The 23,991-nt window shown below is 64.1% G+C and carries 30 protein-coding genes, 1 pseudogene and 1 riboswitch; of the genes and pseudogenes, 14 read left to right on the top strand and 17 right to left on the bottom strand.

Features of this window, described 5'->3' with window-relative positions; genetic code table 11:
* Positions 1-6: 6 nt before the first annotated feature.
* The 6 genes from CXQ97_RS15935 to CXQ97_RS15910 all read right to left on the bottom strand — a co-directional run bounded on the left by CXQ97_RS15935 (position 7) and on the right by CXQ97_RS15910 (position 5,800).
* Positions 7-1,128, bottom strand: a complete 1,122-nt coding sequence (locus CXQ97_RS15935) for an ABC transporter permease (RefSeq protein ID WP_104181864.1) — start codon at positions 1,126-1,128, stop codon at positions 7-9.
* Positions 1,125-2,129, bottom strand: coding sequence for an ABC transporter permease (locus CXQ97_RS15930; RefSeq protein ID WP_104181863.1), 1,005 nt, complete (start codon positions 2,127-2,129; stop codon positions 1,125-1,127). Before CXQ97_RS15930 ends, CXQ97_RS15935 begins: the two co-directional genes overlap by 4 nt.
* Positions 2,126-3,706 carry a sugar ABC transporter ATP-binding protein gene (locus CXQ97_RS15925; protein WP_104181862.1) on the bottom strand — a complete coding sequence of 527 codons (1,581 nt, stop codon included), beginning with the start codon at positions 3,704-3,706 and terminating at the stop codon, positions 2,126-2,128. Before CXQ97_RS15925 ends, CXQ97_RS15930 begins: the two co-directional genes overlap by 4 nt.
* 34 nt (positions 3,707-3,740) lie before the next feature.
* A complete protein-coding gene (locus CXQ97_RS15920) occupies positions 3,741-4,802 on the bottom strand; it encodes a substrate-binding domain-containing protein (protein WP_104181861.1) in 1,062 nt (353 codons plus the stop codon).
* Positions 4,803-4,911: 109 nt separating this feature from the next.
* A riboswitch (SAM riboswitch) is annotated at positions 4,912-5,015 on the bottom strand.
* Between the two features lie 102 nt (positions 5,016-5,117).
* Positions 5,118-5,399, bottom strand: a complete 282-nt coding sequence (locus CXQ97_RS15915; protein ID WP_104181860.1) for a helix-turn-helix domain-containing protein — start codon at positions 5,397-5,399, stop codon at positions 5,118-5,120.
* Entirely contained in the window at positions 5,396-5,800 is a 405-nt protein-coding gene (locus CXQ97_RS15910; protein ID WP_104181859.1) for a VOC family protein, read from the bottom strand. Before CXQ97_RS15910 ends, CXQ97_RS15915 begins: the two co-directional genes overlap by 4 nt.
* A 393-nt stretch (positions 5,801-6,193) precedes the next feature.
* Here CXQ97_RS15910 and CXQ97_RS15905 point away from each other — a divergent pair, with 393 nt between their 5' ends.
* A complete protein-coding gene (locus CXQ97_RS15905) occupies positions 6,194-6,697 on the top strand; it encodes a GNAT family N-acetyltransferase (RefSeq protein ID WP_104181858.1) in 504 nt (167 codons plus the stop codon).
* Positions 6,698-6,772: 75 nt separating this feature from the next.
* Here the strand turns inward: CXQ97_RS15905 and CXQ97_RS15900 are convergent, their stop codons facing one another.
* On the bottom strand, positions 6,773-7,348 hold the full coding sequence (locus CXQ97_RS15900) for a TIGR03086 family metal-binding protein (protein ID WP_104181857.1): 576 nt from the start codon (positions 7,346-7,348) through the stop codon (positions 6,773-6,775).
* Positions 7,349-7,386: 38 nt separating this feature from the next.
* Here CXQ97_RS15900 and CXQ97_RS15895 point away from each other — a divergent pair, with 38 nt between their 5' ends.
* Entirely contained in the window at positions 7,387-8,250 is an 864-nt protein-coding gene (locus CXQ97_RS15895; RefSeq protein WP_104181856.1) for a helix-turn-helix transcriptional regulator, read from the top strand.
* Positions 8,251-8,704: 454 nt separating this feature from the next.
* Positions 8,705-9,967 carry an MFS transporter gene (locus CXQ97_RS15890; protein ID WP_104181855.1) on the top strand — a complete coding sequence of 421 codons (1,263 nt, stop codon included), beginning with the start codon at positions 8,705-8,707 and terminating at the stop codon, positions 9,965-9,967.
* A 292-nt stretch (positions 9,968-10,259) separates the two neighbouring features.
* On the opposite strand, the gene CXQ97_RS19965 is transcribed toward CXQ97_RS15890, so the two are convergent.
* From CXQ97_RS19965 to CXQ97_RS15875, 3 genes are all read right to left on the bottom strand, one after another.
* On the bottom strand, positions 10,260-10,625 hold the full coding sequence (locus CXQ97_RS19965; protein ID WP_258062664.1) for a VOC family protein: 366 nt from the start codon (positions 10,623-10,625) through the stop codon (positions 10,260-10,262).
* A gap of 282 nt (positions 10,626-10,907) precedes the next feature.
* Positions 10,908-11,084, bottom strand: coding sequence for a CsbD family protein (locus CXQ97_RS15880; RefSeq protein WP_104181854.1), 177 nt, complete (start codon positions 11,082-11,084; stop codon positions 10,908-10,910).
* Between the two features lie 541 nt (positions 11,085-11,625).
* Positions 11,626-12,081 (bottom strand): LURP-one-related/scramblase family protein, encoded by a 456-nt coding sequence (locus tag CXQ97_RS15875; RefSeq protein ID WP_258062663.1) that lies wholly within the window; start codon positions 12,079-12,081, stop codon positions 11,626-11,628.
* A 371-nt stretch (positions 12,082-12,452) separates the two neighbouring features.
* Here CXQ97_RS15875 and CXQ97_RS20600 point away from each other — a divergent pair, with 371 nt between their 5' ends.
* The 5 genes from CXQ97_RS20600 (at position 12,453) to CXQ97_RS15850 (ending at position 15,419) form a co-directional block, all read left to right on the top strand.
* Positions 12,453-12,740, top strand: coding sequence for a YegP family protein (locus tag CXQ97_RS20600; protein WP_306740116.1), 288 nt, complete (start codon positions 12,453-12,455; stop codon positions 12,738-12,740).
* Between the two features lie 146 nt (positions 12,741-12,886).
* Positions 12,887-13,702 carry an alpha/beta fold hydrolase gene (locus tag CXQ97_RS15865; protein ID WP_104181852.1) on the top strand — a complete coding sequence of 272 codons (816 nt, stop codon included), beginning with the start codon at positions 12,887-12,889 and terminating at the stop codon, positions 13,700-13,702.
* Positions 13,703-13,980: 278 nt separating this feature from the next.
* A complete protein-coding gene (locus CXQ97_RS15860) occupies positions 13,981-14,457 on the top strand; it encodes a GNAT family N-acetyltransferase (protein WP_104181851.1) in 477 nt (158 codons plus the stop codon).
* Positions 14,458-14,656: 199 nt separating this feature from the next.
* On the top strand, positions 14,657-15,124 hold the full coding sequence (locus CXQ97_RS15855) for a hypothetical protein (protein WP_104181850.1): 468 nt from the start codon (positions 14,657-14,659) through the stop codon (positions 15,122-15,124).
* Positions 15,117-15,419, top strand: a complete 303-nt coding sequence (locus CXQ97_RS15850) for a transcriptional regulator (protein WP_104181849.1) — start codon at positions 15,117-15,119, stop codon at positions 15,417-15,419. The genes CXQ97_RS15855 and CXQ97_RS15850 overlap by 8 nt, the downstream gene beginning before the upstream one ends.
* A gap of 58 nt (positions 15,420-15,477) precedes the next feature.
* Here the strand turns inward: CXQ97_RS15850 and CXQ97_RS15845 are convergent, their stop codons facing one another.
* Positions 15,478-16,080 (bottom strand): trans-aconitate 2-methyltransferase, encoded by a 603-nt coding sequence (locus tag CXQ97_RS15845; protein ID WP_104181883.1) that lies wholly within the window; start codon positions 16,078-16,080, stop codon positions 15,478-15,480.
* Between the two features lie 387 nt (positions 16,081-16,467).
* Positions 16,468-16,719, bottom strand: coding sequence for a hypothetical protein (locus CXQ97_RS20125; RefSeq protein ID WP_104181848.1), 252 nt, complete (start codon positions 16,717-16,719; stop codon positions 16,468-16,470).
* Between the two features lie 51 nt (positions 16,720-16,770).
* Here CXQ97_RS20125 and CXQ97_RS20120 point away from each other — a divergent pair, with 51 nt between their 5' ends.
* On the top strand, positions 16,771-16,971 hold the full coding sequence (locus CXQ97_RS20120) for a hypothetical protein (protein ID WP_104181847.1): 201 nt from the start codon (positions 16,771-16,773) through the stop codon (positions 16,969-16,971).
* A gap of 409 nt (positions 16,972-17,380) precedes the next feature.
* Here the strand turns inward: CXQ97_RS20120 and CXQ97_RS15830 are convergent, their stop codons facing one another.
* Complete coding sequence (locus CXQ97_RS15830) at positions 17,381-18,277, bottom strand: DMT family transporter (protein WP_258062661.1); 897 nt, start codon at positions 18,275-18,277, stop codon at positions 17,381-17,383.
* A gap of 156 nt (positions 18,278-18,433) precedes the next feature.
* Here CXQ97_RS15830 and CXQ97_RS20410 point away from each other — a divergent pair.
* The 3 genes and pseudogenes from CXQ97_RS20410 to CXQ97_RS19615 all read left to right on the top strand — a co-directional run.
* Positions 18,434-18,607 (top strand): annotated as a pseudogene (locus tag CXQ97_RS20410) (LysR family transcriptional regulator); the annotation flags it as partial.
* A 48-nt stretch (positions 18,608-18,655) separates the two neighbouring features.
* Positions 18,656-19,354, top strand: a complete 699-nt coding sequence (locus CXQ97_RS15825; RefSeq protein WP_258062669.1) for a LysR substrate-binding domain-containing protein — start codon at positions 18,656-18,658, stop codon at positions 19,352-19,354.
* A 275-nt stretch (positions 19,355-19,629) separates the two neighbouring features.
* On the top strand, positions 19,630-20,229 hold the full coding sequence (locus CXQ97_RS19615) for a hypothetical protein (RefSeq protein ID WP_146069685.1): 600 nt from the start codon (positions 19,630-19,632) through the stop codon (positions 20,227-20,229).
* Positions 20,230-20,289: 60 nt separating this feature from the next.
* Here the strand turns inward: CXQ97_RS19615 and CXQ97_RS15820 are convergent, their stop codons facing one another.
* On the bottom strand, positions 20,290-20,844 hold the full coding sequence (locus CXQ97_RS15820; RefSeq protein WP_104181881.1) for a TetR/AcrR family transcriptional regulator: 555 nt from the start codon (positions 20,842-20,844) through the stop codon (positions 20,290-20,292).
* Positions 20,845-20,906: 62 nt separating this feature from the next.
* Between CXQ97_RS15820 and CXQ97_RS15815 the strand changes: the two genes are divergently transcribed.
* Together CXQ97_RS15815 and CXQ97_RS15810 are read left to right on the top strand one after the other, a co-directional pair.
* Entirely contained in the window at positions 20,907-21,815 is a 909-nt protein-coding gene (locus CXQ97_RS15815; RefSeq protein ID WP_104181845.1) for an alpha/beta fold hydrolase, read from the top strand.
* A gap of 210 nt (positions 21,816-22,025) precedes the next feature.
* On the top strand, positions 22,026-22,319 hold the full coding sequence (locus tag CXQ97_RS15810; RefSeq protein ID WP_104181844.1) for a hypothetical protein: 294 nt from the start codon (positions 22,026-22,028) through the stop codon (positions 22,317-22,319).
* Between the two features lie 113 nt (positions 22,320-22,432).
* Here CXQ97_RS15810 and CXQ97_RS19955 read toward each other — a convergent pair whose 3' ends face one another.
* From CXQ97_RS19955 to CXQ97_RS15800, 3 genes are all read right to left on the bottom strand, one after another.
* Positions 22,433-22,594: a hypothetical protein gene (locus CXQ97_RS19955; protein ID WP_181035113.1), complete on the bottom strand. Its 162-nt coding sequence runs from the start codon at positions 22,592-22,594 to the stop codon at positions 22,433-22,435.
* A gap of 152 nt (positions 22,595-22,746) precedes the next feature.
* The gene (locus CXQ97_RS19610) at positions 22,747-23,157 is read right to left on the bottom strand and encodes a hypothetical protein (RefSeq protein WP_146069684.1); all 411 of its coding nucleotides are present in this window, start codon (positions 23,155-23,157) and stop codon (positions 22,747-22,749) included.
* A 64-nt stretch (positions 23,158-23,221) separates the two neighbouring features.
* The gene (locus CXQ97_RS15800; RefSeq protein ID WP_104181842.1) at positions 23,222-23,920 is read right to left on the bottom strand and encodes a YafY family protein; all 699 of its coding nucleotides are present in this window, start codon (positions 23,918-23,920) and stop codon (positions 23,222-23,224) included.
* Positions 23,921-23,991 lie beyond the last annotated feature (71 nt).

The raw sequence follows: 23,991 nt of genomic DNA, 5'->3' as shown, positions 1-23,991 counted from the left end.
AGGTGATCAGGATCTGGCGGTTGAGGGGGCGAGCAGGCGCCGGAGCGCGGGCGGTATCACGGGTACGCGGGTGGTGCGGGTGAGGAGAATGGCTAGGAGCAGCACGACCAGCAGCGCCACCCCGCGGGCGAGGCCCTGCCAGAAGAAGGACAGCCCGATGAGGTTCATGCCGTTGGCCAGCAGGGCGAAGATCAGGACACCGACGAGGGTGCCGGGTACGGAGGCGCGACCGAAGCGGCTCAGGGTGGCTCCGATGAAGACGGCGCCGATGGCGTCCATGACGTACAGCTGTCCGCTGGCGGGGATGAAGGCGTACGTCCGTGATGCCAGCACCACTCCCCCGAGGGCCGCCAGCGCGGCACCGAGCAGGTAGGCCGATACCGCCAGCCATGAGACGCGTTTGCCCGAGATCCGGCTGGCGGTGCGTTGCTCCCCGGTGGCCGTGAGTTCGCGCCCCCACCGGGTCCTGTCCAGGCCCAGGTAGACGACGGCGGCGACCAGGACTGCGAAAACCAGCGGAATAGGAATGCCGAGCACTGCGCCGTTGCCCCAGAGGGCGAACCCGTCGGGGACCTGCGACTTCTGCAGGTAGATGGGGGCGCCTCCGCCGGTCAACAGTTGCTGGACGCTGGTGCCGATGAACCACACACTCAACGTCGCCATGAAGGACGGGATGCGCAGCAGCACGATCAGGGCGGCGTTGACCAGGCCCACGGTCAGCCCGAAGGCGAGGCCGATGGTCAGCGCTACCCAGGGCCGGTAGCCGCCGGCGATGGCCGCCGCAGCGGCGAGGGCCGCGAGGTCCAGTGCCACACCGATGGAGAGGTCGATCCCCCCGGCGCGCACGACCACGGTCATCCCTATCGCGACCAGGGCGAGGATGGCGGCCTGGTTCAGGACACCGAGCAGGTTGTCGCTGGAGAAGAACACCGGGCTGAGGGCGGAGAAGGCGAGCAGGATCCCGGCCAGGACGACGGGCGCGATGAGGCGGGGCAGCACCACGTCCGCACGGAAACGCCGGGGCTCGCCCGATATCCGTGAGGTCGGCGGAGTCGTCCGCGATCCGGGCGAGGTGTCCGGGGAATTGTCGTCCCGAGGGTTGGTGGTGTGCTGGGTGTCGGTTGTCATCGTGCTGTTCCCCGTCCACGCACGGCCACGACGGCCAGGACCACCAGGATCAGGACGCCCTTCGCGGCCCCGACCCACTGGCTGGCTACCCCCAGCAGGGTGAATCCATTGGTCAGCGCGGCGACGAACAGGGCTGCGACCAGGGTGCCTCCGAGGGAGACGACGAGCCTGCGCGAGAACACGACGGACATGAACGCGACCAGGACGATGTCCAACAGGATCTGATCCCCCAGTCCCGGTACGGCCGAGGACAGCCGGGACGCGAGCAGGATGCCGGCGACACCCGCCAGTGCGGCGGAGATGATGTAGCTGACGAACACGTAGCGCACGGGGTTCAGTCCCGCCACGCGTGCCGCGGTCGGGTTCTGACCGACGGCGTAGCTCCGGATTCCCCATGTCGTCCGGGTCATGGCGAGTCCGACGACGGCGAAGGCCAGGAGCATGACGGCCACGGCGACCGGCAGTCCGGCGACACGCCCGTCGCGCAGCCATTCGAAGGTGGTGCCGGTCAGGGGCACTTTGACGTTGCCGCTGATCACCAGGTTCAGGCTGCCCGCGATGCCCATCATCGCCAAGGTGGCCAGCAGGGGCCTCAACCCGATGGCCACGGCACTGCCGTTGATGATTCCCGCGGCCACGGACATGAGCAGGGCCAGGGCGATGGCGGACGGGGGTTGCATCCCGGTGCCGGCTGCGACGGCGGCGACGGTCCCGGCCAGGCCCGCGACCGCGCCGACCGACAGGTCGATGCCTCCGTTGACGACGTCATCGCCGCCGGTGATGATGACCACGGCCAGCCCGAATCCTGCCACCGCGAAGACCGCGGCCTGGTTGAGGGTGGCGCTGATGTTGCCGGGCGTCAGGAACGCCGACGACGAGACCGCGAAGATCAGGACGACGAGGACGACGGCCCCGTAGCCGGCCCACGCGAGCCATCGGGGTGCCCCTCGACGTAACGGTTTCAGGATTCGTGCTTCCGGCACGGCGGTTGTTGTGCTCATACGTGTTCCCTCGTGATCGTGCGAAGGCTGCTGGTGGGCTCGGAAATACTGTCCGGTGCCTGCTGCTGGGTGCCGGATGCCAGGGCGAGAATCCTGTCGGTGCTTGCCTCGCCGCGGGACAGCTCGGCGATGACACGGCCCCGGTGGAACACCAGGATCCGGTCCGCGAGACCCACGAGTTCCTCGAGGTCGACCGTGACGAGCAGGGCGCCGGCACCGGCGTCGACCAGCTTGCTGATCTGGGTGTAGATCTGGGCCCGACTTCCCACGTCGACCCCCGAGGTGGGTTGGTCCAGCACGAGGAACCGGGACCCTGCGGCCAGCCACCGGGCCAGGACCGTCTTCTGCTGGTTTCCGCCCGACAGCGAACCTGCCACGGCGTCGGCCCGGGCGGGGCGGATGTCAAGCTCCCTGATGAACGTCTCGGCGACGTGCTGTTCCTTCCGCCGGTGGATCACGCCCAGCCGGCTGCTCAGGGTGCGCAGGGTGACCAGGCTGATGTTCTCCCGCACCGTGTTGCGCACCAGCGCGCCGTTTTTCCGCCGGTCGGCCGGCACGTACGCCCCTGACGCCCGGACGAAGGCATGCGCCGAACGGATGGCTTGCCCGTGCAGGCGGACGTGCCCGGCATGGGCGATGTTGCCGGTGACCGCGTCGGCCAGCACGTCCACTCCCGACCCGACCAGGCCGGTGACGCCGAGGATCTCGCCGCTGTGGACGGTCAGGTCGAGGTCGGCGAGGGCCCCAGGGACGGCCAGCCCTGTCACCTCGAGCGCCGGGCTCCGGCGGTCGGGGTGCCGGGTGGCACGCGGCGGCCCGAATTCCTCGACCGCTGCACCGACCATGAGTTCGATGACTTTCCCGAGGCCGTCAGTGCTGTCAGAGCTATCAGAGCTGTCGGGGCTATCAGGCGTGCTGGCGAGGTCGACGTCGCCTGCGTTGCTGCCGTTGCGGAGCACGGTGACCCTGCCGCTGATCTGCCGCAGCTCCTGGAGGTAGTGGGAGATGTAGATGATCGGGACGTCGGCTTCCTGGAGCTGTTGGATGGTCCCGAAGAGCTGGGCGACCTCGGCGGCGGCCAGGGGCGCCGTGGGTTCATCGAGCACCAGCAGGCGTGGTTTGGCGAGGACGGCGCGGGCGATCTGCAGCAGCTGCTGTTCGGCGACGGTCAGTTCATCCACGAGGAGCTGTGGCGGAACTTCCAGGCCTACCGTGCGGCGCAGGTCCTCTGCCGCCCGGCGGTTCAACGCCTTACGGGACACCCAGCCCCGCCGGCTTTCGCTCCGCCCCAGGTAGAGCTGTTCGGCGACCGTCAGCCGGCCGGCCAGGTGGCGGTCCTGGTGGATGACCTGGATCCCCAGCCGCTCCGCGTCGGCGGGCGAGGAGATGGTGACCGGTTCGCCCTCGAGTTCGATCGTGCCCGCATCTGCGGAATACAGGCCGGTGAGGATCTTGATCAGCGTGGACTTGCCCGCCCCGTTCTCCCCCACCAGCCCTCGGACCTCCCCGGCATGGATGGAGAAGGAGACATCGCGGAGGACGTGGGCGGCACCGAAGGACTTGTTGATGCCCCGCATCGACAGAAACGGTGGAGCTGCAGGGCGCGTCGGGTCAGATCCCCAGCTCACTGCGCACCTCGGTCACGTTGTCCTTATCAATGAACACAGGCTCCAGGTAACTTGTGGTCGGTACCTCGTCCTCGGCACCGGAGAGGAACAGGGCGACGTTGTCCGCGGAGCGGGTACCCATGACCGTGGTCTGCTGGGCCACCGTGGCCGTGAAGGACGACTCGGGATCAGCGATCATGTCCAGGGCCCCGGGTTCGGCGTCGACGCCGTATACCTTGATCTCGTCCCGTCCGGCTGCGTCGATGGCCTGTGCCGCACCGATCTGGGGGATGTCCCAGCAGGACCACACCGCGTCGATCTCGCCCTCGGGCAGCCTGCGCAGCGCATCGTTGATCTGCTGCTTGGCGTCCTCGACGGTGCCTTCGTACTTGTCCTGCAGCTCCGGTTCGATCAGTTCGATCTTCGGGTAGTCCTCCAGGACCACCTCGAGCTCGCTGTAGCGGATCCGGCAGGGCGCAACACCCGGGAATCCGTTGAAGACCAGGATCTGTCCCTCCCCGCCGATGTTCTCGGCGATGGTGCGCGCCACCGTCGAGCCGATCACCCAGTTGTCGCTGGTCACATTGTTCGTGGAGTACTCCGACTGGAAGTCGATCGTGAACAGGGGGATCCCCGCTTCATTGACCTTCTCCAGCGCCGGACCGAGGGTGGTGGCGTCTCCCAGGATCACGATGATCGCGTCGGGTTCCTGCGCGATGAGGTTCTCGACGTCGGAGACGTGCTTGTTCTCCTTCGCTTCGGCCTGGGTGGCGATGACTTCCCCGCCGAGTTCCTCCACCCGCGCCTGCACCGTGTCGTACACGACGCGGCTGAAGTCGTGCACGATGTCCTTCGCGGCGATGCCGACCGTCTTGCCCTCCAGCGAGGGAATGTCCGTAGGACTTATCTGCTCGGCCGCGGCACCCGATGCGGCCGGTGCGGGGGTGGTGGTGCTCGAGGGCTCCTTCAGGGAGCAACCGGTCACCAGCAGTCCCAGGGCTGCCGAGGATGCCAGCAGCTTCAGGGCGAGGGGTGTGGCCTGTACGGCAGGGCGACTGTTCTTCATCACTATGTGCTCCTAGATCATCGTCCGATGGAGCAGACAAACGAGCATCCAGAAGCGTCGATCGGCGCACATGAAAGCGCTTCGATCAGACCAACGAAAGCGTGACGCTTCTCCATCGGTCCTGGCAGTAGCACCTTTTCTCCGCGATAGAAGCTACGAAGAGGGTTGCTGCGGCGTCATCGATCCAGGTCTCTCGGCCGCTCGGGATGGTTACGCCTCTATATGACCCGGAGACCACCACCCAGCGCAAACATCACGTCATATAGCCACACATCCGAGGACACGAACGGCCCCGACAGGGATCCCGCACTGCACCTATGCCTTCTCGGCGCCCCACCGTCCGAGCGCGACGATTGCCTCGCGTAAGGCAAGCCCGCGATCGGTCAGGGCGTACGCCCGGGTGTTGTGCCGGAGGGGTAAGCGGGACAGCACGCCGGCCGCTTCGAGTTCGCGCAGACGCGTCGCAAGCATGTTCGTCGGCACTCCGAGCTCGCGCTGTAGATCGCCGTAGCGCTGCGGCCCGTCGAGCAGGCGCTCAACGATGAGCAGGGCCCACCGTGCGCCGACGATGTCGAGGGCCGCGGCGAGGTCGCTCACGCGGTCGGATCGGCGTCCGGCTTCATCCAGAACGGCGAGTAGTGGTAGCCGTCGGGGTCGTCGAACTGACGCTGGTACATGAAGGGGTAGTCGTCGGTGTCACCGATCCGCCCGCCTGCGGCCCTGGCGCGCTCGACGAGCTCGTCGACCGCCTCACGGCCGCCGAGGTCGAACGAGACCGTGACCTTCGAGGGCGTGTGGGGTCCGCCAACCAGCTCCTCGGCGCCGCCGACGCCCGCGTACATCTCGCGGCTGCCGAGCATGACGTACTGCTCGGGCGCGATCGCGAAGCACGACACGTTGTGATCGGACATCTCTGTATTGAGGGCCCAGCCGAGGGCGGTGTAAAAGGCGGTCGCACGCTCGACGCTGTCCACCGGGCAAGTGATGAAGAGGCTCATGCTGTTCATACTTGCAAAATGCAAGTGAATCGTCAAGCCCCAGCTACCCGTTCCGGCGCGGTTCGGTCCTCTTCGTGGAGGCACAGCACCCCGACGCCTGGGCCGCGAAGGTGCCGGGCAGCCCTGCTCAGGCGAAGGGCACGATATACGGGTCCTGAGGCGCTGCATAGACCGCGCCCGCGGTACCCATCACGACTACCAGGGCCAGTGTGCAGGCTGCGGCCGCTGATGAGATGTTCATGATGGTCCTCCTTCGCGCCGTCCCCCATGGACAGGATCCTTGGTAGTCAACAGACCGAGGACGCCCGCTGCGCAGTGAACAACTTTGTCGGCCTGTCGGGTGTGAGCGACTAGCAGGCTGCCGCCCGTTGGGAAGTGGGATAGCTTCGAGGTATGGACAGCTTCACGACAGAACGCGCCGTTCTGAGGAAAGCCGATCAGGCTGGGGACGTCGATTGGGTAGCTGCCGCGCATGCTGACGGCTATCGAGAATTGTTCGGCTGGGGACACGACTTCCAATCAGTCGTCGCAGAGGTCCTCGCCGAGTTCACGGCTCAGCACGACGATGCTCGCCAAGCGGGCTGGATCGCTGAACTCGATGGGCAGCGTGTCGGTTCTGTGCTCCTCGTTCAGGACGATGAAACGACCGTCGCACGGTTGAGACTTCTCTTCGTTGCCTCGAACGCCCGCGGCCACGGTATCGGGCAAAGCCTCGTTCGCGCCTGTACCGACTTCGCTCGTGCGTCGGGCTATGAAGCCGTCGTCCTGTGGACTACCAGTAACCTCGGTCCTGCATTGCGGGTATATCAGAATGCGGGGTTCACACTTGTGAAGGAAGAGCGTCGCCCGCTCTTCGGCGAAGATCTCATGAGCCAGGACTGGCGACTCGACCTGTAAGCCAGGGTTCATCGCAGAACAGTGCGAACCAGTACCGTTTGAATGACCGGCTGAATGTTCGCTGTTCGTGGCGAATCAGGTCCCTCCTTCGCGCTCATCCGATGGATTCGCTCTGCGGCCGAGCCGGCTGAGGAGCAGGGTCTGCCGGTCGGCATCCGCGGGGACGGGTACAGCGGGTCCGCAGATACCGTCAATGTGCAGCGCGGCTCCGAAACTATCGGCACCTGCTTCGATGCGGTCCAACTCGGCCGGGGTGAGGACCTCGTCCCCGCCTGTGGCCCGGGCGATGTCCCAGCGGTGAACGAGCATGTCCCACACGTAGAACTGCTCCAGGGTTGCTCCGACGGTGGTGGGTCCGAAGAAGCCGTCATAGGCGGCACCAACCACCTCGTCGCTACTCATGAGGCTACGTACTCGTTCTGCGTGGTCTCGGAACCCGGTGGCAGGGTCGGTCAGGTCAGGGGCCGGCCCGAGGTCGTGCCCATGGTCCGTAAGCAGGCTCCGCTGAGTGTCGATCATGTGCGCGACAACATCACGCACGGTCCATTCCGTGCAGGGGGAAGGGGTGGCCCATGCTTCCGCCGGAACAGCGCTGAGAACAAGGGAAAGGGGACGGAGAGCGGACTCGTAGGCAGTTGAGGTGGTATTCATGTGCTCCATGCTGCCGGGTGCGGCATTCTTAGGTCTTGATGGAACCCGACACAGCTCCGCGTGCTCTGAACAAGATCGAACGAGCTCATCTCAAAGCGCCCGATGACGCGTCGCACGTGATGTACCGGTATCCGGCTCCGCCCGATTTGGCGGGCCTTGTGCAGCGGTTCTGGATACCGGTGTGGTCCGTTCCGGCCGGTGAGCAATCCATCCAGCGGGTCCTGCAGTATCCCGTGTCTCTGCTGGTGATCGCTTCAGACTACGCGCGTTTCTATGGTGTCACGACAGGGCTGTCGCAGACCGTACTGGCCGGGAACGGGTGGGCCGCCGGCGTCATGTGCACCCCCGCCGCCGGCTCGCTCATCGCGCAGGGCTCCATGGCTCCGTTCACCGACAGGCATGTTGACGTGTCCGATGTCCTCGGTCAGGCGGGCGCGGAGCTGACCGACCGGGTACGGGCAGCGATGCGTGATGACCCGCATCTGCCGAGTACTCACGAAACAGTAATGGACGCGTTCGCCGACGCCCTCCGGCCGCTGTTGCCCGTCGACCAGGAGGGTGAACTCGTCGACCGCGTGGTGGCTCTCGTCGAGGAACGCTCCGACCTGCTCACCGTCGCACAGCTGTGCGCCGAGACCGGGCTCTCCGAGCGCGCCCTGCAACGCCTGATCCACCGCCGACTCGGCTTGACCCCGAAGTGGCTCATCCAGCGGCGCCGCCTCCAGGAAGCCGCAGAGCGACTGCGCACCACGCTGGGAACCCTGGCCGGGACCGCCGCGATGCTGGGCTACGCCGATCAGGCCCACTTCACCCGCGACTTCTCCCGCGTCACCGGCACCACACCGAGCAAGTTCGCCGCCGAGTACCGAACGACGAGTACCGAACGACGAGTACCCGAATAACACTCTGATAGCCGAGGGCTTACGTACGCGCTTCGCTGGATCGGTGTGCTTGGTGCACCGTCTGTCGAGTGTGAGCTGTCATCTGTAGCGGACCCCGTCCCGAGCGGACAGAAGTGGAGCATAGATGGTGGCACTGACTATCGCTACAGAGATTCGGGCTCCACAAGCCACCAGTAGCGCTCAGCTGAGTCTGTGGCGGAAACGTTCATATTTGCCACTCTGGTCCGGGACGGTCAAGGTGTCCGAGACCGGCGAAGCCTGTTCCAGTCAGGTCATACGGGAATCGGCCTCGTCAGCGTCTATCTGAGCTGCCACTCCTCGCTCATGCCGGCGAAAGGTGTCCCAGCGGAGGACCGGCTGACGAACAGGCGACTTCGCCCTACCCGATACGATCCGAAGACGAACGGTGCAACCGACTTCGCCCCCGCCACCTTCCCCTCGTCAGGAGAACGCAATGTCCTCGTTCGGTGAGGTGCTCGCTCCGCGCCGGCTGGGCATCAGCTTCAGATGGCTGCTCGCGTCCACCTGGACGAGCAACATCGGCGACGGGATCGCCCTCTCGGCCGCTCCGCTGCTGATCGCGTCGGTGACGTCGTCGCCGCTCCTGGTCGCGTCCGGGGCCATGATGCAGATCCTGCCGTGGCTCCTGTTCGGACTCCTGGCGGGTTCGATCGCCGACCATCATGACCGGCGTCGACTCGTCATGCTGGCGAATGGGGTCCGGGCCGTCATCGTCCTCGGCCTCGTAACCGTTCTCGTGACGGGGCAAGTGAGCATCTGGGTGGTGCTCGTCTCGGCTTTCCTCTACGGAACGGCCGAGGTCTTCGCTGACACGGCCGGCAGCACGTTGCTTCCCATGACGGTGCCATCGGCCGATCTCGGAGTCGGCAATGCCCGCATGCAGGCTGGATACCTCGTGGCCAACCAACTCGTCGGCCCACCGCTGGGCGCTTTCCTTTTCGCTGTCGGCTCGTTCTGGCCGTTCACGGTGCAGATTCTCTGCGTGAGCCTCGCCGTCGTCCTCGTCTCGAGGATGGCGAGGACGCCTCCTCCGCAGCAGGACGTGACTGCCCTCGACGACGGCATCAGACCTCGGCCCATCCGGGAGGGTCTTTCCTGGCTGCGGGGCAACGCGCCCGTCCGGACGCTGATCCTCATCATCCTGATCTTCAACGTGACGTGGGCGGCCCCCTGGTACGTCCTCGTGCTCTACGCCACGGAGTACCTGGGTCTCAGCGCCGTTGGTTACGGCCTGCTCGCGACCTCCGCGGCTCTCGGCGGACTCGTGGGAATCAGCTGTTTCGGCTGGCTCGAACGAAGGTTCCGCCTGGCGACGATGATGCGGGTCTGCCTCAGCCTTGAGGTGGTAATGCACCTGAGCTTCGCTCTCACAACGTCGGCCGCGCTCGCCTTCGTCATCATGTTCGGGTTCGGTGTCTACGCCTTCATGTGGGGCACCATCTCGACAACGGTCCGGCAGCGCCTCGTTCCGCTGTCCCTGCAGGGGCGCATCGCGTCCGTCAACATGGTGGGCGTATTCGGTGGGCTCGTGATCGGGCAGCTACTCGGCGGGCTGATCGCCCAGGTGTGGGGGCTCACTGGGCCGTGGTGGTTTGCCTTCGCGGGCTCCGCCATCACCCTAGCCCTCCTGTGGAAGGCCATCTCAAACATCTCCGCAGCCCCGCCCGCCCTGGAGTCAGAGGCACCGGCCGGTTAGAGCCCGGGCTGCATTTCCAGCTTGTCGTTGTTGGGGATAGCACTCGAAGTCACCAACACCGATCAAGCCGTCGCTGTCTCACAGGAAGTCCGGCAACGAGGTCCTGGCGAACCCGACGGGAACCCGTTTCCGACCATGGATGCAAGGGTTCAAGGTCCCGCCGACTGGCAAGTCACGTTCTTCCAGGAGCTCGAAACGCTCGAGCAACGGACAGTCGGACGCCTTTTTCACCTACGACGAGCGTGCGCACGAAGGAATCACTCATCGGACCCGCTGACAGTGTCTTCGTCGCTCAGGCTACGAGGATACAGAACGGATGACCGGTTGGATCGGCGTAGATGTAGAAGGGCTCGTCCGGGTCGTCCATACGATCGAAGCGGAGCTCTGCTCCTGATGCCAGCGCCCTGGAGTGGTGATGCTCGAGTGTCGACCGGTCGGGAACGGTCAAATCGAGGTGCAGCTGCATCGGCACGTCAGGCGAGGGCCAGGTCGTTCCCTTCAGGTGATCGACCTGCTGAAAGGCGAGCTTGCGGTTGCCCTGTCCGTCAGTGAGAACGGGCCAGAAGGTGGCGAAGAGTTGGACGAACGACTCGCACCGCACGGGCGATGACCCGCACCTGTCCCACTTGTCGGAGAAAAAGATGTCCCGGCTCGTCACGGCCGATCTCTTCGTGAAGCATGAATCATGATGGCCTGTGACACCTGAAGCGACACTGATTAATCTCATCAGAATCCCCCGCGTCCGCGGGATCAGCTGCCGTCCATTACTCCAGTCGCGGGCGGTAAGGCTCAAGTAATCAGGCGGAGCGGACCCACTGGGCCGGGACTCGGAGACCTGGACGGAACCTACATAGGGAATGTCCGAGACGATCAGTCCGTAACATGCGGGATGGTCTCGACACTGTGGCGCTCCCCTGCGGTCGCCTGGCACTACCGGTGATCAGCGCTTCCTGAAAGCGTCCTTCACCTTCTCGACGGCCTGCCTCAGGTCGGCCCTGGCCTGGTCCCTTTTCCCTTCGGCCTTCAGCCGGTCGTCACCAATTGCCGTGCCCGTGGCTTCTTTGGCCTTGCCGGCCAGCTTTCTCGCCGCATTCCCCACCTTGTCACCGAAACCCATGGTGTTCCTCCTTCGAGGTGCAGGCCCGGCGGCTGCCGAGCATCCTCGTTCCATGCCAGGCAGCGTTCGGCGCGGGGACCAGCCTTCCCTTCCGTCCCGGTAGCCCGGACGTGGTCGTGGCCCGCCTTTGCGCATCAGGGTGTCGAGTCGACTCGGGTTTCCCCTTCCGTCTGCATTCCGAACATCGCACGGCGACATCGCCTTTGAGCTTCAGGAAGCGCTCCGCCTCGGTGCCCTCTGCGTATACGTAGTATCCGCGGCCTTCGCCTGGACCGCCGACAGCCCTATCGATGGAGACAATCACATCGGCACTGAGCCGGCCCGATGGTCTTGAACGTTGTATCCGCGCTCTTTCCTCGAGGCTGAAAGCCTGAATGCGTACTGGAATATCGACCATGGAGTCATCACTTTCATGGACTCGGGTCAAACAGGTTCGCCTCGCTACCAGGGGGTGCTGCGCTGGTTCAAAGGAAGTTCGGTGAGAACCTCTGGCGTTCAGGATGGACGTCAACTGGTGGACCATGTCACTCTCCGCCTCTCGCTAGGTGAGCGAGTCGATGGCGACGGTAATCGACAGAATGAGCGGGACGTCCTCACCCTGGGCGACGTTGATGCCATAGGAGTTACGCACGCGGAACCATTTTTTGGAGATCGTTGCAACTGTGCGGCCCTCGCGCTCGATCTGGTACTCGTGGGCGACGAAATTGCCGGATGCCCTCATGGAGACGCCGTCTCCCGCCTCGATGGAGAAACGAGCCCGAATTCCGATCAGCGCTTTGTACACCGTTGCGGCGGTATGGCCGTCGCGCTCGATAGTGACTTTGTCCCGGACCGAGAGCTTACGTTCCTGGATGCGCACGATCTCATGTCCAGAGGTGTCCTCCAGTACAAAGGTGTCCCGAACCCGGAGAGCCTTGCCATTGACCTTGTAGATCCGTTTACCCTGGTCGTCTTCGATCCAGTAATTATCCCCGATTGACGCCAGTTTCTCGCGCATTTGAAATCGCCTACCCACGAGTTCGTCAGGTCGGTTTCGTAATAGTCTCATTCCCTGACCGTAGGTCCGCTTCGCCGACCAGCACCTCACCTGAAACGGATGATCCCGGACAACGCCCCGACCAGGCAACCAGGCAAGCGGTATGGAAAGTGGTGGACTGATACAGCCTCCGATGACGCACGGGCTACCAGCGAGTCCTGGTCAACGGTGGGGAGGCCTGGATCGGGTACCAGCGTCTGGCATGCGGGTGACACGTACTCGCCAGTACACGACGAGGTCCCTACTATCAGGCATGGGTGTGGCTGGGGTCACATGGGTCAAGACCCATCCCGTTCCCGGGCCAACCGGACGCCGCGTGTGCTCCGGTCGCGATGACGAGCCCGAGCAGTTCTCCTGCCCGGGCGATTCCACAGGGGGTGGCCATGGCCGCGACGATCGAACTTTTCCATGACCGAGACAATGCATTCAGGTTCAGATTGAAGACACCGGACAGGACGGTCATCGCCGTCTCCAGACCGTTCCCGGACAAGGCGGCGGCCGTAGCGGGGATCCGTGCCCTCCGTGAATGCGCCGGAACCGGCCTGATCACGGACCTCTGCGTATCGAGGCCCCACACGGGCGGAACCTCGCGACGCCCCGGAAACCCCACCATCAGATAGCCCCTACCTGAGAGCGAGTACAACACGCACTACGTCTCGAAACCGTAGGTGTGCGAGCTGGTTGGAGGAGACACCTTCGATTGAGGCTCGCTTGGTTGCATGGTCAGGCCAAGGAGACTGGTAGGTCCTCGGAGTAGCGTGAGGCTATGGAATCGAAGGTTCGAGACCTCGGGCTCACGACCGGCATCAGGGTGCCTTGCCTGATTCAAGGCGATCCTGGCGCACGACCTGTGCTCCTGCTGCATGCATGGGGCGAGTCACGCGGATCCTTTGATCGGCTCCTGCCGCTCCTGACTGGCTTCAGGATCTTGGCCCCGGACCTTCGTGGGCAAGGCGGGGCCGACAAACCAACCTCCGGCTACTCCTTTTCAGACCAGACGCAGGATGTCGTCGCCATTCTCGACGCCTTGGGTATTGAGAAAGCATTCGTCGTGGGCTCATCCAGCGGCGGATATGTCGCCCAGCAAGTCGCAGTCACCACCCCCGACAGGGTTGCGGGTCTGGTGCTCGTCGGCGCGCCACTCAGTCTGCACGGGCGGGCACCCTTCGCCGATGACGTGGAACAGCTGTCCAACCCCATCGCTGAAAACTGGGTTCGGGACTTTCTATCCTGGTTCCCATTCCAGCGCGACGTTCCCACGTGGTTTATCGAGGACCGCATACGAGACGGCGTCACGATGTCGGTCCACGCTTGGAAGGGCATCATGCATGGGTACGGTGCGGCAATGCCGCCCACTGAAGCAGGACCTATCCGCTCTCCTACCCTGATCCTTTGGGGGGATCACGACCGTCTGCTGCCCTGGAAGGACCAACAGACGCTGGCGTCGCGGATCCGTGGTGCAGCTCTAAAGGTCTATCCCGACGTAGGGCACCTGGTTCTGTGGGAATGCCCGGAGCTTGTCGCCCGCGACGCCAAGGTGTTCTTCGATTCCCTTCCACTACCGGGCCACCCCGTTCTCTAAGCCGCTTAGCTGGCCCTCCACCTTGTATCTCTCGCAACCCATGGGTTACAAGACGACCAACTAAGACACCACTCCTCCCCCGCCACTGCTGCTCCTCGTATGTCTTGCTACCCCGTCTTCCAACTTCGGGCGCCAATAACCGACAGAAAGTCGGCTGCAAGACAGTTCGAGACCAGCCCGCATGAACAGATAGCTGTAGCGGATCCCTCAGGGAGATAGAGGCTTGCAGGGGCGCTGCCCTCCGTAAGCTCGAGGAAGACGCTAGGCAAGGGGGCAGCATGACTAGCGAGATTCAGAGTCGGCAGTGCGTCGACGGCGACTTGGCCGCTTTGGAAGCGACTGAACCGCCGGGAGCGAACATCAGCCGCAATCTGCTGGTACACCAAGCGGCCGGCACCCTTGTCTATGCAGCAGCTTGGCGCAAGCACCAGCCAGCCGGGACCGTCATGCTGGATCTGCTGGCCGATCACACTCCGGAGCTGAAGCACCTCTTTGTGCACGAGTCTGGTCAAGGCACCGGTATAGGGACAGCTCTTTGCATCTGGACCGAGGCTTACGCCGCAAAGGCCGGCTTCAACAAGCTACACCTCAGCGCTGGTATCGAGAATTGGGGTGCACGTCAGCTCTATGCGCGCTTGGGTGTCACTCCTACGGGACGAGCAACAACAACGATCTACCCATACGTCGATGACAACGGACAAGAGCAGTGGGCTACCGAGACCGACCACGTCTTTGAGAAGGCACTCATCGACTGAACTCCCTCGCGCCGCGCCGTGCCACGATGCTGTGCGGTCGAGGATCCCCTTGCGAGGTCACGCGTTGGGCCGGGTGTACTCCGCGCAACGGATCCAGTGATAAGTCAGATGTACCCATTGCATCTGTGCGGACCCCGTGCCACGCGCGTCGCCGCCGAGTCTTTTGTCGTAGCGGAAACCAACCCATGGTCTTGCCGTCATGGAAACCAATTCTCATGGCCCGTCCCGTGACGAAGCCCTGCATGCGCTGGCCGGTCCATCCGCAGACCGGGCCCGACTCGCCGAGGGCATCCGGGTCCCGTGGTCGCTTCTTGCGGGCTTCGGGGCGGTAGCTGCGTGGTGGGTCGGCGCGGCTGGTGGGACAGCCCCTGGTGAGGACTACGATCGGCCGGCGGTCGGTGGGCTCGCCCTGGCAGTCGCACTCGTCATCATCTATCTGATCCAGCGAGAGACCGGTGTCCGCTTCGCGAGCATGGGCTGGCAGGCCGGGATGGCTGTCACTGGGGTAGTGGCCGGCTGCCTGGTGCTGTTCAGCGTCTCTCTCGGCTTGGTGGCCTTCGGCCTGCATTGGGCTGTAATCGCCACAACTGTCCTGGCGTTCGGTCTCACGACGTGGCTGACCGGCGTGGCTTATCGTAGCGCCGCCCGAGATCTCCGTCATGCTTAAGGCGCACTTCGACGACGTCATTCACGCACCCCTGCGACTACGGATCTGCGGGCTGCTCCGCCCCGTGGACCGCCTCGACTTCGCAGTCCTCCGGACCGCCCTAGAAGTATCGGACGCGACCTTGTCCAAGCATTTGAGAACCCTGGCCGAAGCTGGCTATCTGGTCTCCGACAAGATGGCGTCAGCGGAGCGCGGTGATGCGCGACGCGTGATGTGGCTGTCCCTCTCCGGATCCGGCAGGGCGGCTTTGGACGGATACCTCCAGGCGCTTCGGGACATCGCCGGCACTCTCTGACCCACACGACCAGACGCTGTGCACCCATGGATCAGCACCGAGAACGTGCACACATCGATCACTGCACGGTTGGGCCGGCGATGATCGCTGCGTGCGGCCGTCGGCCGGTGGTCGTCCTGGTGTGGGTTTCAACGACCTCGAAGCCGGCCGAGGTCAGTTCTTCGCTGAGGTCACGTACCGGCCAGCGGTATGCCGGAGCCACGGCGTGAGCAAACTGCTCGATCACAGACCCCTCGAAGAACCCGATGAGGAGCGCGCCACCGGGATGCAGAGCACGGCTGAACTCCTGGAGGGCAATCCTGATCGTGGTTGGCTCGTGGTGGATGAGCGAGTACCAGGCCAGGATCCCGCCGACCGTTCCTGCTGCAACATCGAGGGTATTGAGACTGCCGACGTCGAACGGCACGCCTGGATAGGTGCGGCGTGCACGCTCGATGAACTCGGGCACAAGATCCACGCCGCGGGCATCAAGCCCCTGCTGGGCGAGGAGGTTCGTCCACTGGCCCGGACCGCAACCCGCGTCAATGACAGGGCCCTCGATACCCTCAGCCCAGGTGGAGACAAGCTGGCGGTCGGACGGGTGCACGGCGTCCATTGAGCCGAAACGCTCCCCGTATTCGCTCGCACGCCCCGAGTACGCGCCGCTGACCTCATCCATCATGTGAACGAGTCTAAGCAAGCACCGGATGGGCACCCGATGGCGAAGCGTTCACCGGGAGGATGCCAGGAGCGTTTCCGCCCAGTGCTCGTCGTGCCCCTCGGCGTACATCGAGCCCCACGGCTCACGGCCGAACCGGCGTGCCGACTCCGGGAAGCAATGCACGGCTTCGGCGCGCCGACCCAGTGCTGAGGACAGCGCTTCGCACAGACTCTCGTCGGCGTCCTACCCGTCGATGAACGCCGCGAGGTTCTGTGCTACTTCCAGCGGGACCTGCCGGGTGTCGGAGAGCGTGAACGCTTGAGCGGCGTTCGCCAGGTCCCAGAGCCGGGTGCTGGGCGCGGCTACATCCCAATCGATGAAGACCCAGCGATCACCGACGATGAAGTACTAGGGAGCGAGGCCGTCGTGGCAGCTGAGTTCCGCACCCGGTGCCGGGATAGCTGTCGTCCAACGCGCATCACCGGCTGGTGAATAGGTTTCGCTAGCATCGTGGACCCGCCGAACCATGGCCCCGACCCGGCGCAGTTCGTCGTACGTGAGGGGACCGGCGTCGAGGGCGAGTGGCCCCGGCACGAACTCGGCGACCTGCCGGCCCTGCTCGTCCGGGACGTCGACCCCGGCTCCCCGGATGGCAGCCATCAACTCAACGACGCTCGAGGTCGAGGACGTCCGTCCCTGAACAGACGAGACATGAAGCTGATCGACCACCCGCGCGGTCGCGAGGCGATGCCGAAGACCCTGCGGGTAGACAAAGCCCTGCCGTCTAGCGAGCCGATGCTGTGGAGTCCGGACCAGATGCTCGGCGCCATGGGCGACGATGAGGCTGACGACGACGACACGCGGCTGGACCTTTACAACGGCGCGGTGCATCGGATCGACATCGGGTTCTAGTCAGCGCGAAGGCCAGGCCCCCCTGATCACGGGGGGTCCTGGCCTCTACTTCTCGGCCCATCCAACAGAAGGGACGCTACCTCCCGCAATTATCACGACGAACAACCTGCACCCCCATGCGCCATGAAATCTTGTGTGGTTTCCGAACGACAGAATTTTCGGTGGTCAGATTTTCCGCATCGCAGCGCGGCAATATCGCGGAGTGGCAGAATCGTCGGCCCGCAGTGTGCCCCTACTGGCACCACAGTCGCGCTCACCACAAGGAACGCCTACACCGACTCCCGAAAGCTCCCGCCATTCCCTCGGAAACTGATCCACGTGCTGCAGCACGTGTGTTCCGGCCTGAGGAGCCCTTTCCAGGCATCAGTGGTGATGGGGTTACTGACAGCCTTTTAGGGCTTGTGGGTTGTCAGGCGGTGTTAGGCGGATCGGTCTGATGCGCAATGGGGGTTCGGTGGCGTGTTTCGGCTCGAAGTCCAAGGAAGGTACCGGTGATGATGAGGGCGGCCCCGATGATGCCAAGGAGTGCGAGGGTTTCCTGGCCGATGGTGATTCCGATGAGAACGGCCCAGATTGGTTCGGTTCCCATGAGGAGACTGGCCCGCGATGCTGATGTTTGTTGGATGGCCCAGGTCTGGACGAGGAAGGCGAAGACGCTGCACACCAGTCCGAGGTAGAGCACGCCGAGCCATTGACCAGTGTCGAAGCTCCGCACCGCCTGAAGAACGCCTCGGTAGTCGGCGAGGGTGTAGACGAGGGCACAGACCGCACTTTGGATCAGGGTCAGAGTCGGAGCACTGTAACCGCGCCCCCGGGTAAGTGCGGAGACCGCAGTGACGTGGACGGCGCGCATAACCGCTGCGGCGAGCACGAGCAGGTCTCCAAGCGTCGGTATGGCGAATCCATCACCGGAGACGAGCAGGCACACTCCTACGACCGCGATGACACCGGCGACGAACACAATGCGCGGCAGTCTTACCCGGAAGGCGATGCTCTCAGTGACGGGGGTGAAGACGATGACGAGGCTGATAATCAGTCCGGCGTTCGTGGCGCTGGTACCGGCGATCCCGTGGGTCTCAAGGATCAGGACCGCAGCCTGGGTGAAGCCTAGGACTACGCCGACCACAATCTCGCGACGGGTGGCCCGGCGACGGTTCCAGAGCAACCAGATCATCAGCAGCGCTAGCGTGGTGATCAGAAAACGCAGCGAGAGAATCACGGTGACGCCGACCGTATCGGTCAGTGTTTTCGCTGCCAGGTAGCTGCTGCCCCACACGAGAGCGACCAGAAGCAGGAGCAGATCCACCCTACGTGCAGCAAGAAGAGAGGCGAATGGACTTCGTCGCATACCGAGCGGGCGCGGTGCGGGAGTCAGCACTGGAAAAGACACCCCCTGAGTCTTACGGCTCCACACTGGTAAGACGAGAGGGTGCTTGGTGAACTATTGGTTTAGCATCTGCTTATGGATCTTCATCAGTTGCGGTTGCTTCGGGAGCTAGGCGAGCGAGGCAGCCTCGCCGCCGTCGCCCGTGCGCTCCATGTCTCTGCGTCAGCTGTGTCGCAGCAACTCACGGCGTTGCAGCGTCGGGTCGACGTTCCCCTGACAGAACGACGGGGACGGAACCTTGTCCTCACTGGCGCCGGTCAAGCCCTAGCTCGAGCTGCAGTGGATATCAGTGTCGCAATGAACTCCGCTGAGCAGGCCGTCAGCCGCTACCTCCAGGACCCCCATGCGACGGTGAGAATCGCCGCGTTCAACAGCGCCGGCCTGACCTACTTCGGACCCCTACTGCAAGCCCTGGCAGGTGAGGGATGCCCGCGGCTCATCTGCCACGACAGAGATGTGGGACAGGACGATTTCCCCGCCCTGACCGCCGACTACGACCTGGTCATCGCGCACCGCCTGGAGCATAGTTCGCCGTGGCCCGAGTCAGTCACCGCTTTGCCGCTAGTGCGCGAACCCCTGGACGTCGCCATGTCGGACCGACACCGGCTCGCCAACGCACCGAGCGTTGGTGTCACCGACCTCATCGAGGAACAATGGGTGTCTGTTCAAGACGGATTTCCGCTGGTGCCGGCTTTGCAGGCGATCGCGGTTCATGCCGGCCAATCCCTGAACGTCACCCACCGGATCAATGAGTTCTGCATCGCGGCTGCGATTGTATCCGCCGGCCCAGCCATCGCGCTGATGCCCCGCCATACCGCCTTCTCACCACCTGGCAGCGGAATCGTCCTCAAATCGATCGATGATCTACCGCTCGCCAGGCGCGTTGATATCCTCTGCCGACCAGAAGCCCTTCACCGAACAGCAGTCCAACACGTTGTCAGCACTCTCCAAGGAACTGTCATCCATACCGAGCCCCAGAGAAGGATCCTCTGCTGAGAGGCATTCGAACGGACCCTGGTTCGTTTCGGTGCTCGCTGACGGGGCGTCGACCGGGCATGCTCTCGGGCGGGTCATACGGGAATGGTGTCGGATAGACGCGAGTAGAATGAAGCGGCTTCTTCGAGCCTGGGCTTCCGTGTTCTGGTGAGGTACCGGCATACGGGCAGGATTGCGCAGAGATGTCGGCCATATGGCGACGCACGGAACCGAACCCTTTTCCCTCCGTCCGGGAAGGGCTCGTGCCGCGGTCGTGGTTGTCTACTCTCACTTGTATGGATGCTTTGTATCAACCGAGCGGGACGGGCTTCGATGCTCTGAACGAACTCGACCAGGTCGACTGGAGTCAACTGGAGCACGCCTACGGTAGGGGTCACGTTCCGCTGGGTAGCGCCTATGACGTGTCATTTGCCCTCACAGGCGACGTGCCACGATCATTGGCTGCGCTTCGGACCGATCCTTTCTTGGCACTCAGCGACGGGCTTTACTCGAACATTTGCCATCAGGGCACGGTGTACGAAGCAACAGTCCATGCAGTGCCGTTCATCGCCGCTGTTGCTGCCGGCGACGTTTCGCATGAGATCCGCATCCCTCTGCTAGCGCTTCTCGGCCATATTTCCGTTGGAGGGAGTTATATCACTCACCGCGGATCTCGCGGGGGCGCCCTCGGAGATCAGATAGGTGTCCTCGTCACTGAATCGATTGCCTCTTCAATGGCACGCCTCTCAACAATCCAGACGGCCAGACTTGTGGATCTGATTCAAGCGATACAGTCACTCCTCATTCATCCGACGGACGCGTGCCGGGATGCAGTCGAGTCCGCCGTCGACGTTGCAATCGCACCGCCGGCCACACCGCAGGGCAGACGTCCGTAATACTCGACATCGGTATGAGGTTTGCCGCGGCGGTCTAGTTTTTGGCGCCAGGGCATCAGGTCAGGACTTCGCCAGGGCGCGCACCGCGCGGTCGATGGCGGGACGTACATCGAGCTCGGGGTCAACGGTGAGTCGATGCAGGAGCAGTCCATCGCACAGTGCCATGAGCGCCCTCGTCGCCGGCACGGGGTCGGCGACACCGACGGCGATCACCATCCGCTCAGCCCACCGCTCGAACTCGCGCCGCTGCCGCCGCAACGGCTCACCAAGCTCGGGGTCCTGAGCGAGCTCGAGGAACAGGGCGTACCGCGCCCGGGTGCGCCCCGCATAGGGTCCGGTCTGCATTTCGGCCATCTCACATAAACCCTTGATCAGCCCGTCGACTTCGGAGATCACAGGCATCGCGGCCGGATCCAGATCGGCACGCTCACGCTCGGCGATCCAGTCCACCACTCCGGCAAGCAGAGCCCTGCGGGTACGGAACCAATTCGAGGTCGACCCCGACGGCAGGCCCGCCCGATCATCAACTCGCGCATGGCTCAACGCGCGCACCCCCTCTGCGCCAAGCAGTTCTACGGCCGCCTCGAGTGCACGCTCCCGGGTCACCGACGCCATGGACACCCCCTTCCACAGGGTCTACTATGAATATAGTATTTCACTGCACGAAAGAGGTCGTCATGGCCACGCCCGAGCCCAGCAGCACAGGTTCCATCGAAACTCCAACCTGGTCGCCGCCACTACCGGAGGCCCCCGGCTTCGAGCACCTCATCATTGAAACACCCGGCCTGCGGACCCACCTCGCCGCCATTGGCGAGGGCGAACCGGTCATGCTGTTGCACGGGTTTCCCCAGCACTGGTGGCAGTGGCACGCCATAGCTCCGGTCATCGCCGAACACGGCTACCGCGTCCTCTGCCCCGACCTGCGCGGGGCCGGCTGGACGATCGCCCAGAATCCGCGGGTCGAACGCAAGACCCGGCTCCGCGACCTACTCGCCATACTGGATGCCCTCCACATCGAGCGAACCCACCTCGTCGCCCACGACATGGGCGTCATCACGGCCTGGCAACTGACCTATGGCCACCCCGAGCGGGTGCGCACCGCCGTCCAGCTAGCCGTGCCGCCCGCCTTCATGAAGTTCAGCCCACGATCCCTCCCGGGCTTCCGGCACCTGCCCCAGTTCATCTGGCACCGCCCCGGTATCTCCCTGCGCGGGATCTTCTCCGAGGAGTACGTTGCCCACCCGATGCCAGAGCCGGTCATCGAAGCCCACCTCGCCCCGATGCGCCGCCCCGACATCGACGGCGCGGTGCGTCCACTCACCCGCCGCATGATCCTGCCCGAAGCCGCACGCCTCACCAGCGGTGTCTACAGCCGCCAGCGGCTCACGGTGCCGACCCTCGTCGTCTTCGGTCGCCGCGACCGACCCTGGACCGAGGAACTCATGGGACGTACCTGCCGCAATCCGCAGCGGTACGCAGACCGCGTCGAGTTCGCCTACGTCGACGACGCAGCGCATTTCATCACCGACGACGCCCCCGCCTCAGTCGCCGACCTCGCAATCGACTGGTTCGAACGAGCAGCCTGACACAGGACCCACCACTCACCTGTCAACCATTCTGAGAGAATGGGACGACTACCTACTGGCCGCCATAGCGCTCTTCCATGATCAGCCAAGGGATCCTTTGCTGAGAAGCGTCGCTGGGGGTGCCAGAGCACTTATGCAATCTCTGAACGCTTCGACCTTTTGGGAATCTACCCGCCTAGACTGATCCCAGCACGGGACAGGAGGCCCCGCATGGACGCCACCGAGGATATGGGTTGCGAGATACCGCCCATCCGCTTGGTCGCCGTGAACCCGGCCGGCAGTGAACCTGCTACCCGGATTCCGACGGATGGACCCCTCATGGACGTGCCTGATGAGGCGGGTATCGATACCAGTCCCTTCGTGGCCGATGAAACCGATGTGTCTGATTTCGAGAAGAACATCGTTGCGCTGCGGGCCGGAGATTCTGGGCAGACACTTACCGCAATGGCCGAACCCACCTGGAGCCCCGAAACCATCGGGGCTGCCGACGGTGACGGCGATTGACCGCAATCTGAGGCAGCGCCTGAGAAGGGCCGGGTAGTGGTTGATCTGAGGGTGTATCCCCATTCCTCGAGCTGGAACGGTTAATAGGCGCCCTGAGGGCCGGGGCGACGCCATCATTCCCGGCTGAGGTCCACCGCGTGCGCGGCCAGCACCATCGCCAGGACTGCCTTGTCGGGGTTCGTGGTCGGCTTCTCGCCCAGTGCCCGGTAGGTCCGGTCGCCCGTGCGACGGAACTGCCGTAGTTCACCAGCGTCGTGGCCGAGAACTGCGCCCATCCCGCTTCGGCGGGGTCTTCCGTTCCAGCAGAGCGGTCAGCCAGCCCTGCCGGACCTCGGTTGCTTCTTCGCACTTCGCACTAAGCAACCACAGACCTCCCACGCCGCTGCGCCACGACAGTGCGGCTGGCCGCTGCCGGTGAGGTGTCCGATTAGGTGCGACTGCTGTCAGCCGATTGCTGCTCGACAGACCGATCGCGATCGAACTTGGTTGCATCAATGTGGCGCATTACCAAAGCCGCTGAGACCAGAGCCGCCGAGAAGGGCAGACAAGCAAGGGGCGCCAGTAGGTAAATCTGCGTCAGCGTGATGAAGAACGCGTTCTCGCCGTTGAAGGTGGTCGCTCCGAAGTTTTGCAGAAACAGGTTCGAAAGCAGCATCACGGAAATGCCGACGCCCCCAACGATGATTCCTGCGCGCAGTGTCCGCCTAGACGTGCTCGATGGTTCTGTTCCGGCCACTTTTCCCCCAAGGATTGCAGTTGGCGCCTCTAGGGCTTCACCTAAACACGTAGCAGCTGCTGGAACAAGCCTGCGGACCGGGCCAACCTGCTCAAGAGCCACATGGCCTCAGTTCCTTTCATCGCCGTCAGCTAGCCGTACTGACCGGAGAGGTCGATCAAGGTACTCACTCGCCCCGACCGTGCACGGGCCTGGCATTTGCTGGGGGCTCGCCGACCTCGTGGACGGTATGGCCACCGCACACCGTCTTGGTTACGCTGGCTCGCTCGATGCGCGACACGGTGAACCATCGCATCGCGTTGCGCAATCGACACCACCCAACGAGGTACCACAAGCCGTTCCTGGACGCGAACAGCACGGGTTCGACGTCGCGGGTGGTCGTGGTCCCATCTTCCGATGTGTAGCGCATGCGGACCACTCGCTGCTCGGCCATCGCCTCCTCCAGCGCCGACCTGACGGTACGCGAAGAGGAGGGAATCGCGTTGACCCAGACGCGGTCGGCCAGTTCATCGGCTCGTGCCCGGGTTTTGGGATCGAGGACGTCCAGGATCTTTTGAATTCCGGCTGCCGCCAGATCGGCGTAGGGGGCATCGGGTGCAGCGGACACGGCCGCCATGAGCGCCACGGCTTGCGCTGGGGACAGGCTGACCGGCGGCAGGGACGCGCCTACGGCCAATCCGTAGCCACCGCCCGGACCTGGCCGCGACCAGACGGGCGCGCCACTGCTCTCGAGCGCGGCAAGGTCCCGCTTGACCGTGCGGACCGACACGCCGAACTCTCCGGCCAGCCGCTCCGCGGAGCAACCCCGTGATCCACTGCGGCGCAACATCTCGGACAGGGCATGGAGTCGCTCTGCTCGCTTCACCGTTCTGCCCTCATCAGATTCATGACACGAATAGTGACATGCTCCTGTCCACAGCACTTACGACGATAGTG

The organism is Arthrobacter sp. B0490 (assembly GCF_002929355.1).
Taxonomy (GTDB): domain Bacteria; phylum Actinomycetota; class Actinomycetes; order Actinomycetales; family Micrococcaceae; genus Arthrobacter_D.
This window is presented reverse-complemented; position numbering and strand designations above follow the sequence as displayed.